This is a genomic window from Streptomyces sp. V1I1 (genome assembly GCF_030817355.1).
In the GTDB taxonomy this organism is placed as follows: Bacteria; Actinomycetota; Actinomycetes; order Streptomycetales; family Streptomycetaceae; genus Streptomyces.
The window spans coordinates 20,769-36,452 of record NZ_JAUSZH010000001.1 but is presented as its reverse complement, the minus strand read 5'-3'; the positions used below and the strand labels follow the sequence as shown (position 1 = coordinate 36,452).

Annotated in this window: 15 protein-coding genes and 1 pseudogene; 12 read left to right on the top strand and 4 right to left on the bottom strand. The window is 69.1% G+C overall.

What is annotated here, in order from left to right; genetic code table 11:
• Positions 1-116: 116 nt before the first annotated feature.
• From QFZ67_RS00165 to QFZ67_RS00150, 4 genes and pseudogenes are all read left to right on the top strand, one after another.
• Positions 117-1,068 (top strand): annotated as a pseudogene (locus QFZ67_RS00165) (pirin family protein).
• A 73-nt stretch (positions 1,069-1,141) separates the two neighbouring features.
• Positions 1,142-1,741 (top strand): antibiotic biosynthesis monooxygenase, encoded by a 600-nt coding sequence (locus QFZ67_RS00160; protein ID WP_307659074.1) that lies wholly within the window; start codon positions 1,142-1,144, stop codon positions 1,739-1,741.
• On the top strand, positions 1,734-2,660 hold the full coding sequence (locus QFZ67_RS00155) for an LLM class flavin-dependent oxidoreductase (protein WP_307659073.1): 927 nt from the start codon (positions 1,734-1,736) through the stop codon (positions 2,658-2,660). The genes QFZ67_RS00160 and QFZ67_RS00155 overlap by 8 nt, the downstream gene beginning before the upstream one ends.
• Positions 2,657-2,995 carry a hypothetical protein gene (locus QFZ67_RS00150; protein ID WP_307659072.1) on the top strand — a complete coding sequence of 113 codons (339 nt, stop codon included), beginning with the start codon at positions 2,657-2,659 and terminating at the stop codon, positions 2,993-2,995. The genes QFZ67_RS00155 and QFZ67_RS00150 overlap by 4 nt, the downstream gene beginning before the upstream one ends.
• Here the strand turns inward: QFZ67_RS00150 and QFZ67_RS00145 are convergent.
• Positions 2,982-3,539: a YceI family protein gene (locus QFZ67_RS00145; protein WP_307659071.1), complete on the bottom strand. Its 558-nt coding sequence runs from the start codon at positions 3,537-3,539 to the stop codon at positions 2,982-2,984. The two genes, QFZ67_RS00150 and QFZ67_RS00145, sit on opposite strands and share 14 nt — an antisense overlap.
• Before the next feature lie 124 nt (positions 3,540-3,663).
• Here QFZ67_RS00145 and QFZ67_RS00140 point away from each other — a divergent pair, with 124 nt between their 5' ends.
• The 4 genes from QFZ67_RS00140 to QFZ67_RS00125 are packed head-to-tail and all read left to right on the top strand — an operon-like array spanning position 3,664 to position 7,803.
• Positions 3,664-4,755, top strand: a complete 1,092-nt coding sequence (locus tag QFZ67_RS00140; protein ID WP_307659070.1) for an NAD(P)-dependent alcohol dehydrogenase — start codon at positions 3,664-3,666, stop codon at positions 4,753-4,755.
• A gap of 46 nt (positions 4,756-4,801) precedes the next feature.
• Positions 4,802-5,107, top strand: coding sequence for an antibiotic biosynthesis monooxygenase (locus tag QFZ67_RS00135; protein ID WP_307659069.1), 306 nt, complete (start codon positions 4,802-4,804; stop codon positions 5,105-5,107).
• A 20-nt stretch (positions 5,108-5,127) separates the two neighbouring features.
• Positions 5,128-7,011, top strand: coding sequence for an alpha/beta fold hydrolase (locus tag QFZ67_RS00130; RefSeq protein WP_307659068.1), 1,884 nt, complete (start codon positions 5,128-5,130; stop codon positions 7,009-7,011).
• Between the two features lie 45 nt (positions 7,012-7,056).
• The gene (locus tag QFZ67_RS00125) at positions 7,057-7,803 is read left to right on the top strand and encodes a PIG-L deacetylase family protein (RefSeq protein WP_307659067.1); all 747 of its coding nucleotides are present in this window, start codon (positions 7,057-7,059) and stop codon (positions 7,801-7,803) included.
• A gap of 4 nt (positions 7,804-7,807) precedes the next feature.
• Here the strand turns inward: QFZ67_RS00125 and QFZ67_RS00120 are convergent, their stop codons facing one another.
• Positions 7,808-8,347, bottom strand: coding sequence for a MarR family winged helix-turn-helix transcriptional regulator (locus QFZ67_RS00120; RefSeq protein WP_307659066.1), 540 nt, complete (start codon positions 8,345-8,347; stop codon positions 7,808-7,810).
• A gap of 370 nt (positions 8,348-8,717) precedes the next feature.
• On the opposite strand from QFZ67_RS00120, the gene QFZ67_RS00115 reads away from it, so the two are divergent.
• The 4 genes from QFZ67_RS00115 to QFZ67_RS00100 all read left to right on the top strand — a co-directional run bounded on the left by QFZ67_RS00115 (position 8,718) and on the right by QFZ67_RS00100 (position 13,436).
• Positions 8,718-9,626, top strand: coding sequence for an LLM class flavin-dependent oxidoreductase (locus QFZ67_RS00115; RefSeq protein ID WP_307659065.1), 909 nt, complete (start codon positions 8,718-8,720; stop codon positions 9,624-9,626).
• 115 nt (positions 9,627-9,741) lie between these two features.
• Positions 9,742-10,245 (top strand): nuclear transport factor 2 family protein, encoded by a 504-nt coding sequence (locus QFZ67_RS00110; protein ID WP_307659064.1) that lies wholly within the window; start codon positions 9,742-9,744, stop codon positions 10,243-10,245.
• A 92-nt stretch (positions 10,246-10,337) separates the two neighbouring features.
• Positions 10,338-11,831 (top strand): MFS transporter, encoded by a 1,494-nt coding sequence (locus tag QFZ67_RS00105; RefSeq protein ID WP_307659063.1) that lies wholly within the window; start codon positions 10,338-10,340, stop codon positions 11,829-11,831.
• A gap of 660 nt (positions 11,832-12,491) precedes the next feature.
• Positions 12,492-13,436, top strand: a complete 945-nt coding sequence (locus QFZ67_RS00100; RefSeq protein WP_307659062.1) for a hypothetical protein — start codon at positions 12,492-12,494, stop codon at positions 13,434-13,436.
• Between the two features lie 434 nt (positions 13,437-13,870).
• Here the strand turns inward: QFZ67_RS00100 and QFZ67_RS00095 are convergent, their stop codons facing one another.
• Together QFZ67_RS00095 and QFZ67_RS00090 are read right to left on the bottom strand one after the other, a co-directional pair.
• Positions 13,871-14,866: an NADPH-dependent FMN reductase gene (locus QFZ67_RS00095; RefSeq protein WP_307659061.1), complete on the bottom strand. Its 996-nt coding sequence runs from the start codon at positions 14,864-14,866 to the stop codon at positions 13,871-13,873.
• 51 nt (positions 14,867-14,917) lie between these two features.
• A complete protein-coding gene (locus tag QFZ67_RS00090) occupies positions 14,918-15,286 on the bottom strand; it encodes a hypothetical protein (RefSeq protein WP_307665687.1) in 369 nt (122 codons plus the stop codon).
• Positions 15,287-15,684: the final 398 nt, after the last annotated feature.

Sequence of the window (15,684 nt, the reverse complement as noted above, 5' to 3'; positions counted from 1 at the left end):
CCCCGGGTGCCGGTCCCTGCCCCCCGCATGGCCCGGCACCCGGACCCGGCCCGCCACCCATGCCGCCCGTCCGGTGCAGCGCGCGGCGCACATCCGGCGCCTGAAGGAGAAAGACCATGCCCGCCGTAAACCATCGATTCGCCCCTCGCCCTGCCACGCATCCCACGCCCCGGTGAAGCCGCCCGACAACGCCCCGTCCTCACCGTGACCGACGCCCCCCAGGGCTTCGAAGGCGAAGGATTCCCGGTGCGCCGGGCACTCGCAGGGATCGATCTGCGCCACCTCGACCCGTTCCTGATGATGGATCAGATGGGCGAGGTGGAATACAGCCCTGGCGAGCCCAAAGGAACCCCATGGCACCCCCACCGGGGGTTCGAGACCGTCACTTACATGATCGACGGCATCATGGAGCACCGGGATTCCAATGGAGGTGGCGGCGTCATCACCAATGGGGACACCCAGTGGATGACGGCCGGATCCGGCATGCTGCACATCGAAACGCCCCCCGAACAGCTGGTGATGAGCGGCGGCCTGTTCCACGGCTTCCAGCTGTGGGTCAATCTGCCCCGCGACCGCAAGATGACCGCGCCCCGCTACCAGGACATCCGCGGATCCCAGCTGGAGCTCCTCGCCAGTGACGACGGCGGAGCCCTGGTCCGGCTGATCGCCGGTGAACTGGCAGGCAGTCACGGGCCCGGTGCGACGCACACACCGATCACGCTGCTGCACGCCACTCTCAGCCCGGGTGCCCTGCTCACCCTTCCCTGGCGCCCGGACTTCAACGCCCTCGCCTACGTTCTGGCAGGCAGGGGCAGCGTCGGCGAGGAGCGGCGACCGGTGCACTCCGGTCAGCTCGCCGTCTTCGGCCCGGGCGACGTGATCGGCGTCGCGGCCGATGAGAAGCAGGAGAGCCGGTCCCCGGGGCTTGACGTGGTGATCCTCGGCGGTCTGCCGATCCGTCAGCCGGTCGCCTGGAACGGCCCCTTCGTCATGAACACGCGCAGCGAACTCATGCAGGCGTTCGACGACTTCCAGTCCGGACGGTTCGGCCGGATCCCGGCCGTCTGACCCCGTGCACGGGATCGCTCAGGTTCTCTGATCCCGGCCGCCCGCCCTCCCAAGCCATCGCAGGAAACCGCCCATGAGCATAGACCGCCCCATCCCCGAACAGAGGCATGCCGACCCTGTCACCGTGCTGGTCGAACGCCGCGTCCTTCCCGGCAGGGGGGAGGAGTTCCAGTCGTGGGCACACGGCATCCTGGCCGAAGCCGCTGGATTCACCGGATATCTCGGTGGCGGCGTCCTGCACCCGGCAGCCGCAGACGACCGGTGGCACCTTGTCTACCGGTTCACCGACCAGGCCGCCCTGCATGCCTGGGAGAGCTCACCGCACAACGAACGCTGCCTCCACCATGGCAGAGAACTGCACGAACTGGTCCGCGTCCGCCATCTGTCCGGCATGGAGGACCTGTTCGCTCTGCCGGACCGGGCTGCGCCGCCCCGCTGGAAGCTCACTCTCGTGGCAGCGGCCGCCGTGTATCCCCTCTCGCTCCTCTCCAACGTTCTCCTCGTGCCGTACACAGGTGGCCTTCCGCCGGCCGTGCGCAACGCGCTGATCGCGCTCTTCTTCAGCGTCGCCATGACCTATGCCCTGCTGCCCGCGCTCTCCCGCGTCCTGCGCCGCTGGCTGAGCGGTCCGTCACCGTCATTCGCACCCCACCCCGAGGACAGCCATGCGTGACCTGCAGTTCGGTTTCTCGCTCAACCCCACCACCGACATCGCGGCACACCGCGACCTGGTGTGCGTGGCCGAGGAGGAGGGACTCGACCTCGTCGGCGTGCAGGACCATCCCTACAGCCCCGCGCTCGTGGACACCTTCACCCTCATCGCCATGCTGCTGGAGGGCACCGAGCGGCTGCGCTTCTTCCCGGACGTGGCCAATCTGCCGCTGCGTCATCCGTCGATGCTCGCCAAGACGGCGGCTTCGCTCGATCTGCTCTCCGCGGGCCGCTTTGAACTGGGTATCGGTGGTGGCGGCTACTGGTCCGCTATCACCCAGATGGGAATGACGCCCCGGCTCGGCCCGGCCGAGGCCCTGGCCCAACTGGAGGAGGCCGTCCAGATCCTGAGGGCACTGTGGCGGTCCGCACCCGAGCCGGTCACGTTCGAGGGCCGCCGCTACACCATCCCCGGCCTGCGCAGCGGGCCCGCTCCGGCCCATCCGATCGGCATCTGGATCGGTGCCCAGGGCCCCCGTTCCCTGGAACTGACGGGCCGACTGGCCGACGGATGGGCCGCGCCCATCCCCAGCTACCTGCCGTACGAGAAGTGGGCCGAATCCAACGCGCTGATCGACGACGCGGCCCGCGCCTCCGGCAGGAACCCTCAAGACGTGCTGAGGATCGCTCAGCTCGTCGGCACCATTACGGACCGACCCGGCGACGCTGCGGCCACAACGGGTAAGGCCCCTGTCCGCGCGACCGCGGAGCAGTGGGCCGCTCTACTGGCTCGCCTGGCAACCGAGCAGCCGTTCCGAACCTTCGTCTTCTGGCCGGAGGAGACCACGGTCGATCAGGTCGGGCGTTTCGCCCGCGAGGTGGTGCCCGCCGTACGAGAAACGCTTCGTCAAAGCGCAGAACAGGAGAAGTCACCGTCATGACCTTGTGGAACGTCACCGCGCCGACCGTGCGCATAGTGGGCGACAAGGAAGTGCGCGGCACCCAGACGTGGGTCGTCCGGGCGCCGCGCAGCGTCGAGGCGGTGCGGCAGGTGGCCGCCCGCGTTGCCGCCGAGGAAGCCGTCCGGCACCGCCGGGGTGCCGCCATCGACTCCACCGCATTCACCACCACACGCTGGAGGAGCCCCCACGGGGTGCTGGGACCCACGGCTCCGCACCCGCAGGTCCCTCGAGCCGGACACGGTGGGCCCGATCAGGGGGCGGACACCTCCTCGTCCGCGCCCCTGACAGCCGGATGCGGGACTATTGCTGCCTGACCGCCTCGATCTCGAGTTCGATGTCGACGCTGTCCCCGATCAGCGCGCGCCCGCCGGGCAGGGGCACATTGCCCATCACGCCGAAGTCGGAACGGCTGATCCGGGTGGACGCCCGGAATCCGGCTCGTGTGCCGCCCCACGGGTCCTCGGCCACGCCGAGGAACACCAGGTGGAGAGTGACCGGGCGCGTCTCGCCCTTCACGGTCATGAATCCCTCGACGCTGTATCGACCGTCTTCCTGTTCCCGTACGGTCGCAGACTCGAAGTGTGCCGCCGGGTGGGTGTCGGTGTCGAAGTAGTCGGCGCTGCGCAGGTGCTTGTCCCGCTCGGCATTGCGGGTGTCCACCGACGTGGTGTCGATTTCTGCCCGGACACTGGACCGTGTCGGGTCGTCGCCGACGCTGATGGTCCCGCTGAAGGACGAGAAGCTGCCACGCACACGGGCCATCAGGTGGCGCACCGTGAAGCTCACCTCGGAATGGGCCGGGTCTATCTGCCATACGCCCGTGAGCTGGTCGGTCTCGGTGAGCGGCGGGGTGCTCATGGTGGTCTCCTGGATGTGTCGGGTCGCGGCTCGATGAGCCACCCACTCAGTTTATGGTCATAATCTTGACGGTCAAGAGTTTGACTAATAGCTTCGTCGGGTCGGCAACACCGAAGGAGTGGTCATGCCGAAGCTGATCGGAGCCGCCGTCGTACCTGAGCCTGGGGCCGACTTCGAGATCATGGACGTGCTTCTCGACGACCCGCGCGCCGGTGAGGTGCTGGTACGTATCGAGGCGGTCGGCATCTGCCATGCCGACATCGCCGCCCGGGAGGGGAAGACCCCGTTCCCGCATCCGGCCGTACTGGGGCACGAGGGGGCCGGGGTGGTGGAGGCAGTCGGAGCGGGCGTCACCTCCGTGGTACCCGGTGACAAGGTGGTGCTCACGTTCGCCTCCTGCGGCGTCTGTGCGAGCTGCCGCTCCGGTCTGCCCAGCCAGTGCGAGGACTTCCTGTCACTCAACTTCGCCGCCGGCACACGTTCGGACGGCAGCCCGACCCTGTGGCTCGGGGACACACCGCTGCACGGGCACTTCTTCGGACAGTCGTCCTTCGCCACCCACGCGCTGGTCACCGAGCGGAACGCGGTGAAACTCCCCGACGAGGCGCCGCTGGCCACACTCGCACCGCTCGGCTGCGGCATCCAGACCGGCGCGGGCGCTGTGCTGAACGTCCTTCGGCCAGCGCCCGGCGGTTCGGTCGCGGTGTTCGGGGCCGGTGCAGTGGGACTCGCAGCCGTCATGGCGGCCCGGCTCACCCAGGCCGCGCACGTCATCGCCGTCGACGTGCACCCCGGTCGGCTGGACCTGGCCGCCGAACTGGGGGCCACCGACACCATCGACGCCCGGACCACCGACCCGGCAGCGGCCATCCGGAAGCTCACCGGCGGTGGAGCTGGTTATGTGCTGGAGAGCAGTGGCAATGTACTGGTGTTCCGGCAGGCCCTCGACGCCGCGGCCATCGGCATCGTGGGTGCCCCTTTCGGGCGCGAGGCGGCAGTCGACGTCGCGGACATCGTCAACAGCAGCAAGCGGATCGTGGGAATCGTCGAGGGCGGGGGTGTACCCCACGTGTTCATACCTGCTCTTGCCGAACTGCACGCAGTCGGCCGCCTTCCCGTCGAGCGCCTGGTCGCCGCGTTCCCGTTCGACCGGATCAACGAAGCCGCCCGGGCCGCGGCCTCCGGCGAGACCGTCAAACCCGTCCTCCTTCTTTGACCCGCCGGCGACCGAGCTGGCGAGCGTACGACCCCTGAGGATGATCATGACCACCGCAGAACTCACCCGCTTCCGGGTCTCGGCCGACCGGGCTCAGGAACTTCTCGACGCACGGCCGGGGATGCTCAAGGCATTCCGTACGGACCGAGAAGGATTCCTCGGCGCCCAGCTGGTGCGCATCGACGACGAGCAGTGGCTGGACGTCGTGTGGTGGGACACGGCCGAAGACCTGGACGCGTCCAAGGCCAAGTGCGGTAACCTGCCGGCCATCCAGGCGTTCTTCGCACCCATCAGCGAGCTGCTCAGCTCCGAGCGGGGCACCCTCCTCGACACGACGGCCCAGCCGTGGTGAGCGTCCGGAAGGGGGCCGTGTTGACCGTCCGTTACGGGTCCGCGCAGTCCCAGACCGGCGACCTGTACCTTCCGCCAGGCGAAGGCGCCCACCCGGTCGTGGTGCTCATCCACGGCGGGTTCTGGACCGCGATGCTCGACCGTAGCCAACTGGTGCCGCTGGCACACGACCTGGTGGCCCGCGGCTACGCCGTGTGGAACATCGACTACCGGGGCATTGGAGAGAGCGGCGGCGGATGGCCCGGAACGTTGGTGGACGCCGCTGCTGCTGTCGACACCCTGGCCGGTCTCGCGGCGGGGGACGTGCCCGGCGGGCAGGCCGCGGCTGATCTCGCCCGGCGCCGGCTCGACCTGGACCGTGTCGTGGCGATCGGGCACTCCGCAGGAGGCCAGCTCGCCCTGTGGCTCGCGTCCCGGCCCGGGCTGCCTGCCGGAGCGCCGGGCAGTGGTGGCCGCGGCGTACCGCTAGCCGCCGCGGTGTCACTGGCAGGGGTGCTGGATCTGCGGGCCGCGGATGCCGACGAGCTGGGAGCCCGCTTCGGCGACCCGTCGGTACCGCCTCCGGCGAAGGCGCCCGCACCGGCCAGGCCGGAACTCGCGCCGACCCTGGCGAGGCTGACGCCGCACGGAGCGGCGGCCGCACTGCTCGGCGGCCGCGCGGACGACGTGCCCGACCGCTACGCGCTGGCCTCACCCCTCGAACGCCTGCCCCTCGGTGTACCTCAGCTTGTCGTCCACGGGAGCGACGACACGGGGGTTTCCCCCTGCTCAGGGCCGGACGTATGTCACTGCTGCCCGGGAACTGGGCGACCAGGTGGAGTACGTCGAGGTCCCGGGTGCGGACCACTTCGACGTCGTCGACCCCGACCACCCGTCCTGGCAGGCAGTGGTACGCCGGCTGCCGGACCTGCTCAAGACCGTGGAGGACTGAGCGCCGTGCGCGCAGCGTGGTACGAGTCGACCGGTCCGGCGTCCGAGGTGTTGCGGGTCGGCGAAATGGAGGATCCGCAGCCCGGTCCCGGCGAGGTGCGGACCCGTGTGCATGCCTCGGGTATCAATCACGGGGACGTGATCAAGAGGCAGGACTGGATCGGCTACGGCATGGCCTGGCCTCGGGTCATCCCGCACTCGGACGGCGCCGGGGTCGTCGACGCCGTGGGGGAGGGCGTCCCCGCCGCCCGGGTGGGGGAGCGCGTGTGGTGCTATGACGCACAGTCGTACCGGCCTTTCGGTACGGCCGCCGGCTATGTGACCGTGCCTGCCGAAAAGGCGGTGCACCTCCCTGATGCCGTCTCCTTCGAGCAGGGGGCCTGCCTCGGAATATCCGGGCTGACCGCGCACCGCGCCCTGTTCATGGACGGTCCGCTGCGGGACGCCTGGGTGCTCATCACGGGTGCCACGGGTGCGGTCGGCCGCTCGGCCGTTGCCCTGGCCCGGCGCGGCGGGGCGAGGGTGATCGCCACCGTCCGGCGGCCGGGCCCTGTCCCCGGGGCGGACCATGTACTCCTTGCGGACGACACGCTGCCGGCTCGCGTGAAGGAGCTCACCGTGGGGCGTGGAGTCGACCGGGTGCTCGAGGTGGCGTTCGGGGCCCATGCGGACACCGATCTGGAGATCCTTGCTGTGGGCGGGGTGATCGCTGCCTACGCCACCGATGTGGCACGCCCGGCCATCCCCTTCTGGCAGCTGGGGTTCTCCAACGTCACCGTGCACTTCCTGGGTAGCGACGACTTCCCCGCAGGGGCCAAGAGGGCCGCGGCCGCGGAACTGAGCGCAGCGGCGGCCGCGGGCGATCTGGTCCATCCCGTCGCTCACCGCTTCGCGCTGGAGGACATCGCCGCCGCTCATGAAGCCGCCGAGAGCGGCGGCGCCGGAGGCCGCGTCCTGATCGTTTCCGGCCCCTGAGGGTCAGGACCTATCGGCTCGAGCGAATGGGTTATAGTAAGAATCGTGACTGTCAATAAATTGATCATTGGTCGGGTGTTGCGGCATCCCGTGCCGGAGGACTGGCGCCGCGGGCTTGCGGTGGTGGCGCACCCGGACGACCTGGAGTTCGGGGCCTCGTCGGCGATCGCCCGGTGGACCGCTCAAGGCAAGACGGTGGTCGATCTGCTGGTCACCCGGGGCGAGGCCGGAATCGAGTCGATGCCTCCCGAGCGCACCGCGGCGGTGCGCTCGGCCGAGCAGATCGCTGCCGCCGGGCTCGTCGGGGTGGACCAGGTCGAGTTCCTGAACCACCCCGACGGCACGGTCGAATACGGCATCGCGTTGCGCCGCGACCTCGCCCGCGCCATCCGACGCCACCGCCCCGACGTGATCATCTCGCTCAACTTCCGGGAGTTCTTCGACAACGGTGCGCTCAACCACGCCGACCACCGCGCCGTGGGCTCGGCGCTGATCGACGCGGCCCGCGACGCGGCGAACCGGTGGGTGTTCCCCGAACTGCTCGACGAAGGACTCCAGCCGTGGTCCGGCGTTCGCTGTGCCATGTTCGGTTCGTCGCCGGAGGCCGAGCACTTCGTCGACGTCACGGCGCATCTCGACCGGGGAGTGGAGTCCTTGGCCGCGCACGAGGCATACCTCGGCAACCTTGCGGGAGGCTTCGACCCCGAGCAGTTCCTGCGCCGTCAGGCCGCTGACGCTGGACGCCGCGCGGGAGTGCCGCTGGCGGTCGCCTTCGAAGTGGTCCCGCTATGAGTGATCAGCAGCCGGTGCCCTTGCGCGGCTCCCGCCTGCTGGCTGCGGCCTCGTCGAACTGGGCCAGCTGCTGGGCGGTGATCTCCCGGAAGGCGTCCCTGAATGCCGTGTACTTCCGCTCACCGATCGCCTCCGCATGCCGCTGCTCGATGGCGGCCATGATCGCGTCCGACTTCTTCATCTGGTCCCGGCCGCGGCGGGTGGGGACGATCAGCTTGGCCCGCCGGTCCCGGGGGTCGGGCCGGCGCTCCACGTACTCCAGGGCCTCCAGCTCGTCGATCAGGTTGCCGATGACCTGCTTATGAGTGCCCGACTGCCGCGACAGCTCCGTCGCCCGGCTGCCCTCCTCGTCGAGAAAGCCCATCACGGCGCCGTGCTGTGGACGCAGGTCGGGATGCCCCTGCTCGGCCAGCGTGTCGAAGAGCTCCTTCTGGATCGAGAAGAGCAGTCGCGTGGACAGAATCCCGAGATCCGGATCTTTGAGCTTCCGTTCGCTGCGCCGCACCACGACACCCTCCTCGTCACCGTTATTGACTGTCACCATCAGTAATAATAGTGGTCACAGAGGGGGCGGTCAGGGCTGCCGTCCGCCCCATTCCTGGTCGGGGGTCGCACCGGGATCGAAGGCCTGCACCCCTGGTTGCGCGGGTCCATGGACGTCTTTCCGATCTCCGCTCGCCCCGTCGCCGACATGAACGGCTCTCGCAGCGTCCGTCCTCGATGCACAGGCCGCCACAGGGCTCGGCGTCCTGCACGTCGATGCAGATCTTGATAGTCACTTATATCGACCGAATTTCGACTGTCCGGCCGGTCTTGGGATCACGGTGCGGTGGTGACCCGAGTTCCTGCGTCAGGGCCGGCGGAATGCCAACCGAGGTGCCGGGCGGCAGCCCGGGATCGGAGACGGAGGTGTCATGACGGACTACGGTCGGCCGGTGGAGTTCGGGTACTCCACCGAGCCCGGGCGGTACGACGAGGTGCTGCACTCGGTCCTGCTGGCTGAGCGGCTGGGACTCGACCTTGTGGGCATCCAGGACCATCCCTATCAGGGAAGGTTCCTGGACACATGGACGCTGCTGAGCTGCCTGGTCGCCCGCACCGAGCGGATCCGCTTCTTCCCCGACGTGTCCAACCTGCCCCTGCGGCATCCGCCGCTGATCGCCAAGTCGGCCGCCACTTTGGATGTCATCAGCGGCGGCCGGTTCGAGCTCGGGTTGGGGGCAGGTGGCGCCTGGGAGGCGGTGGAGGCGTACGGCGGCATGCGGCGTACCGCCGGCGAGGCGGTCACGGCGCTCGAAGAGGCGATCGCGGTCATCCGGCTGCTCTGGAGCGAGCAGCGGTCGGTGCGCTATGAGGGGCGGTTCTATTCGCTGCGGGGCGCCCACCCGGGTCCGCTCCCCGTCCACGACATGGGCATCTGGCTCGGTGCCCTCGGGCCGCGCTCCCTCGAACTGACGGGACGGCTGGCGGACGGCTGGGTGCCCTCGTCGCCCTTCCTGCCGCCGCCCCGGCTGCCGGAGGCTCATGTCCGGATCGATGACGCCGCCGGCTCGGCCGGTCGACGCCCCGAGGACATTCGCCGCCTGTACAACGTCAACGGCGTGATCACCGACGGACCGGGCCAGAGCTTCCTCGTTGGGCCTGTCGAGCAGTGGGTGGAGGAGTTGACCGGGCTCGTCGTCGAGGGCGGCATGGACACCTTCGTCTTCTTCCCGAGGGGTCCCGTCGACCGTCAGCTGCCGCGGTTCGCCGAAGAAGTGGTGCCCGCCGTCCGGGCGGCCGTCGCCCGCGAACGGGGCGACGGTCCCGCGGCCTCGCGCTGACTGACTCCTTGTTCTCCGGCGCTGGACGCCGCGCCGCGCACAGGAATACGATCAATGTAGTCACTGTTGTGACTATCAAAGTGCATGACTAATATCGCGTCATGAGGGAGTCGACATGAAGAACATCCGGAGGGTGGCCGCACCCTTCATCGGTGTGCTGGCGGGTGCTGTGGCCACGGGCCTGCTGATGGGCGAGAACGCCACCGCCACGGAGAGCGACAGTCCTAGCGACCGGTTCGCCATCCGCGAGGTGATAGACCGTCACCAGATGTACATCGATCTCAGGGACGCCGACGGCTACGCCAACCTGTACGCCAAGGACGGCCACTACCGGAGCCCGTTCGGCTCCGCCGACGGCCGGAGCGAGATCAAGGCCATGTTCATCGACCTGGCCGAGAAGGGCTTCACCAAGGGCAAGCGGCACATGACCGGACCCGCCATGATCGAGGTCAACGGCACGGCCGCCACCGCCCGTTCCTGGTACTGGGTCGCGGAGACCGAGACGGAGCACGCCGTCTACGCCACCGGCACCTACACCGACAAGCTCCGCAAGGTGAACGGCAAGTGGGAGATCGTCCAGCGCACGCAGACGCTCGACGAGCTTGCTCCCAACAGCTAGTAACTCCGCCGATCGGACCGTTCCGCCAGTCGCTTGCTCCCCCCCGCTCGCGGAGCCGACTGCCGTCACCGCGCCGAGCTCTCCTCGGCGCGGTGACGGTCCTGCCGGTCGCCCGTCCCACACCAGAGGTCGTCATGTCCCAGGAAGACCGATCTACTGCCCTTTCCCCCGTCTCGCCCGCGGGCGGCCCCCCGGACGCCGGCCCGCCTGCCGGCCGTGTGGTCGCCGCACTCTCGGTAGCGGTGCTGGCCTACGGGCTGCTCCAGACCCTGGTTGCTCCGGCCTTGCCCACCTTCCAGCGGCACTTCGGGGTGAGCGGCGACTGGGCCGCGTGGGTATTCACCCTCTACCTGCTGTCCGGCGCCGTACTGACTCCCGTGCTCGCCCGCTTCGGCGACCGGCGCGGCAAACGCCGCGTCCTGCTCGTTTCGCTCGCCGTCTTTGGGGCCGGCACTCTCTTGGCCGCCCTCGCTTGGAACTTTCCCGTCCTGCTGCTGGCGCGCGCGGCACAGGGTGCCGGAGCGGCCGCACTTCCCCTGTCCTTCGGGCTCATCAGCGCCCTGCTTCCCCGGCAGCGGATCGGCCATGGCCTTGGGATCGTGTCCGCGATGATCGGCGCGGGCACCGGGCTGGGCTTCGTCATCGGCGGCCTCCTGGTCGACCACGCGTCATGGAGATGGATGTTCGCCGTGCTCGCCGGCGTCATCGCGTTCGCCTTCCTGCTGGTGGCCCGGTGGATTCCCAATGACACCGCGCGCCGGGAGGAACCTCAGGACGTGGCGGGGACCGTCCTGCTCTCGCTCGGCCTGGTGGCACTTCTGCTCGCGATCACCCAGGGCTCGCACGCCGGATGGCTGTCCGCCCCCGTGCTCGGACTCTTCCTCACCGCCGCCGTGTTCCTGGCCGCCCTGGCGGTGGCCGAGAAGCGCACGCCGCATCCACTGCTCGAACCGCGCGTTTTCCTCGACCGACCGATGCTGCTGACCCACTGCGCCGCGGCGCTCTTCTACGCCGCAGCCCTGATCTTCTTCCTCCTCGTGCCGACGCTCGCTCAGTTGCCGACGCACGGCCCCGAAGGTGCCGTGTCGGGATTCGGTTTCACCGTCACTGCGGCCGGCCTGCTCATGCTCCCCTCGGCACTGCTGCAGGTTCTGGTGGCACCGCTCGTACCCGCGCTTGAGCGGAGGTTCGGCCACCGCGCCCCCTTGCTCGGAGGACTGTTGCTCGTACTTGCCGGGAGCCTGGCGCTGGCACTCTGGCACGCCACGCCGGTGCAGGTGCTCGCCGATTCCGTACTGCTGGGAACGGGCGCCGCCTTCAGCTTTGCGGCACTGCCGTCGCTCGTGGTCCGGTTCGCTCCGGGACACGCGATAGCCACCGCCAACGGCCTCAACACCGTCGTCCGCACAGTGGGCGGCGTCATCGGGACCCAAATCGCCATCGCGATCCTCAGCGCCCATTCGGTCACCGGCTCGGCGCTGCCGAGCGCAGGTGCCTTCACCGTCGTGTTCGCGCTCGGCGCCGTATTCGCGGCGGTCGGTGTGGCGGTGGTCCTGCTCCTGCCTCGGGCTGCCGCCGCACGTTGAAGCGTGGGGCGGCAGTGCGAATCAGCTGGGGAGCAGCCGGGGCAATTGAGGCTCCCCACTCCATTGGGGCTGCCGACGAAATGAGTCTCCCGAGGTGACGAAATGCCGAGCGTGATCACTACCTGAAGATCGCGTCAGGTCGAAGCCGGACAAGCTCCTCCGCGCTCCGACGCGAGCAGGATCCTTGATCAAAGGGACCGCGCAGTGTCCAAGTTCGCGCGCACCTGCCTTGTCGTCGGGTGGTCCTTGCCCAACACCCGCACGCAGTCGGCGAGGGCCCGCTCGTGGAGGGGGATCGCCGAGGGAAGCCCAGAAGCGCAGTAGCCCGCAGCCTCACCGGTGCCGCATGCGGTACGCAGCGCGGACCTGGACGGCGCGGACCTGACCGGTGCGAAGCGGTAGCGCACTGCTCCTTCGGGCGTGACGACGACGTCCGAACACGGGCCTGACAGGCGAACCACTGCCCTGACCAGTGCGAACACGCCTCTACCCCTAGATAAAGAGTGAGGCGACGGCGAGTCGAGGAGGGCTGAGGCGCGCGACATCCCCGACTGTTTCCTCCGAGAGAAGGCACTGGGGCAGTCGGGAGGAGGCGCAGTGGGTTCTGTACGGTTCAGTGGCTGTTTGGGATCCCTTGATCATTCGTTGAATAGTGCGTGGATGCTCGGGACCGGCGCGGACTGCGACACGGGAGGCGCCGTTTCCGACACCGGCGCGCTCTCCGTGACCGGGGCGGTCTCCGTGACCGGGGCGGACTGCGTCACCGGCCCGGTCTCCGTCACCGGCGCGCTCTGCGACACGGGAGCGGTCTCCGTCACCGGCGCGCTCTCCGTGACTGGGGCGGTCTCCGTCACCGGCGCGGTCTCTGACATGGGAGGCGCCGTTTCCGTCACCGGCGCGGACTGCGACATGGGAGGCGCCGTTTCCGTCACCGGCGCGGACTGCGACACGGGAGGCGCCGTTTCCGTCACCGGCCCGGACTCCGTCACCGGCCCGGACTCCGTCACCGGCCCGGACTCCGTCACCGGCGCGGTCTCCGTGATCAAGGCGGCATCCGTGAAGGCATTCTCGGAAGCGCGGTTGAGGTCGCGCTGGAGGTCGTGTAGGCGGGCCTCATCGGCCCTGGGCCATTCCTCGCCGGTCATAAACCTAAACAAATTCTCCATCTCGGAGGGGAGCCCACGCTGCCCGGCGGAGCGTTCGGCCGGGGACTCCGGGACCGGTGCGGACTCCGACATGGGAGGCGCCGTTTCCGACACCGGCGCGCTCTGCGTCACCGGCGCGGTCTCCGTCACCGGCGGAGCAGTTTCCGACACCGGGGCAGACTCCCAGTCCTGCGACACCGGGGCGCTCTCTCTCACAGGTGCGGCCTCTGTCACAGGTGCGGCCTCTGTGACCGGAGCGGCCTCCGGCTCCGGCTGGGGATTCGGCGCAACCGCAGCCTCCGATATCGGCGCGGACTCCGGCCCCGGCTCGGGATTCGGCCAGGCTCTGGAGCCAGGACTCGTCCGGGGGCGGGGTTGGGGCTGGCGGGTGCGGCGCTGGCAGGATCCGCTCGCCAACTCAGGGCAGCTAGGGCAACTACCGGCAGTGCGGCGAACCTGACGGGCAAGGCACGTGTGCCTTTCGGTCGAGCATGCCGAGCGCGTGGTCTTGGGTCTGACAAGGCTTGTTCCTTTCTCGAGCAGCTGCACTGACGGCACCTGAGGTGGGGCTGCCAACGGTCCGCGGCGCATTCACGACCCTTCACACCCCAGTCGCGACTCGGGCTGTGGTGGCCACCAGGGCCGGGCGATTCAGCCGTCGAACGCAATCAGCGTATAATCAAGTTCACTTACTATCAATTTTTTGACTTACATTTCGATTCTGAGGTCGGCAGGCCCGCCCACGCCGGGCAGGAAGGTTCAGGCCCCGGCACAGACCGCGGAAGCCCGTCCCGCCCATTCGCTGGTGGTGGGTTTAAAGCCGCTCCGCCCGACACGCGGTCGCGCCGTCCGGCGCCTGGTCGTGCCGGAGAGCGTCATGGCCGTCACGACGGGTCAGTCCTCGGCCCGCTGCGTTACCAGTGCGTCCGTGCGGTCGCCCGGGAACTCGTACCAGAGACGCTGCAGGCAGACGAACTGCACATCGGCCCGAACCAGTTGAATGAACCCGGAGATGATTTCGGCGAGCCGCTCCTGCGACCCGGGCTGAGCGAGCCGGCCGTCCTGGGTGAAGCCCTCGTGCGCACGGGGCAGGCTGAACATGTCGGGGTAGACCCGCGTTCCCAGATGCTCAAGGGGGACCCGCAACGCCCACAGGCCGCGGTTGCCGCCGACCAGCGACGGCGAGGATGACAGCAGCAGCGCGTGCTTGGTCTTGAACGGCTGCGGCCGCACTCGTGACACCCAGTCGATGGCGTTCTTCAGCAGTCCCGGAACGGAGGCGTTGTACTCGGGCGACGAGATCACGAACGCATCGCAGCGCTTGATCCGCTCACACAGCGCCAGGGCACCGGCGGGCAGACCCTCGTCGGCCTCCACGTCGCCGTCGTACAGCGGCATGTCGAAATCCCGCATCCTGGCCAGGTCGACCTCGGCACCGGCCTCCACGAGCAGGGTCGATGCCAGCGAGGCCAGCCGCGCGTTGGTGGAATCAGCGCGCAGGGCCGCACCGAACACCAGCATCCGAACGGGACCCGGGTCGACATCCTTGGTCATCTGGCTGTCCCTTCTGCCTGGCGGTGTCCCCGGCCGCCAGTCTTCCCCGGGCCTGGTCTGCGTACGAGACGACACGCCTTGCGGCTCCGGGAGTGCCGGAGGGGATCCGAGACCGTACGCCGGGTCTCCGCCCAGCTCGTGCAGCTCCCGCAGCCGCTTCACGATCCGACCGGTCTTGATCTTCCCCAGGCGGATCGACGGGCGCTTCGGACGGGGCTTCCCGGCCGCCTTCGAGGTCTTCCTCACCACGCTCGAAGTCTTCGCCACCAGCGAGTTCCCAATCTGGGAACCTGCCATGACCACCCAGACCGACGACACCGGCGTACTGCCGTTCACCGGGAAGATCCACACTCCTTCGCGGGAACCCCACGCCGCAGAGGCCGCGTTTCAGCAGGTCAGCGAATTCCGTCGGTTGGCCAGAACAAGGACCGATACCGATACCCCACCGACTGGTCGGTCATCTCCCTTGCTGCGAAAGAAGCCGCGGGATGGCTCTGCGCCTGCACGGGGCAGTGCGGCCGCGGCACCCATCAAGGCGCTGCCCCAACCGGCACGGCCAGGCCGCCTTCGGCATCGGCACGAAGGTCCTGACCACCGGGCCTGCTGGGTGATACCGCGTACATGGCCGACCAGCAGGACAGCTGCGTCCATTCGTTCGGCGCTGCTCAGCCCCGTACCGTCCAGTGCGGAGACGGCGCGCTCCAGCCACGACAATTGCCCAGGCCCCGTGATCCGCGGTCCGGTGGTGGCGTCCAGCGCCCAAGAGTGCCGGTGGAAGACAGTGATCAGTTGACGGGCCCAGCGGCTCGGAGCTGTTGAAGGCCGATGGCGGAGAAGCCTGACGGTGAAGCCTGCGCGGCTGAAGTACAGGGCGTCGCGGCCGTGCCCGGCGCCCAGCTCCAGGACCTCGTTAGCTCCGGCCGCGCGGAAGACTGCGGCGAGCGTGGACGGCTGGCGCGGAGGGCTGCCCGCCGTACATGCCCGGGAGGGCGGTGTAGGTCTGCTGTCGGGTCACCTCCTCCGTATCGGCGGCCCGCTGGCGGGCGCGTTCCAGCATCGCCGGTTGAGGGCGCGGGGGACCTCAGCGACGGGACAGCTCGGCGGCGTAGTCGGCTAGAAGTTTCGGCAGGTCGAGCTGGGTGATGTAGGCGAAG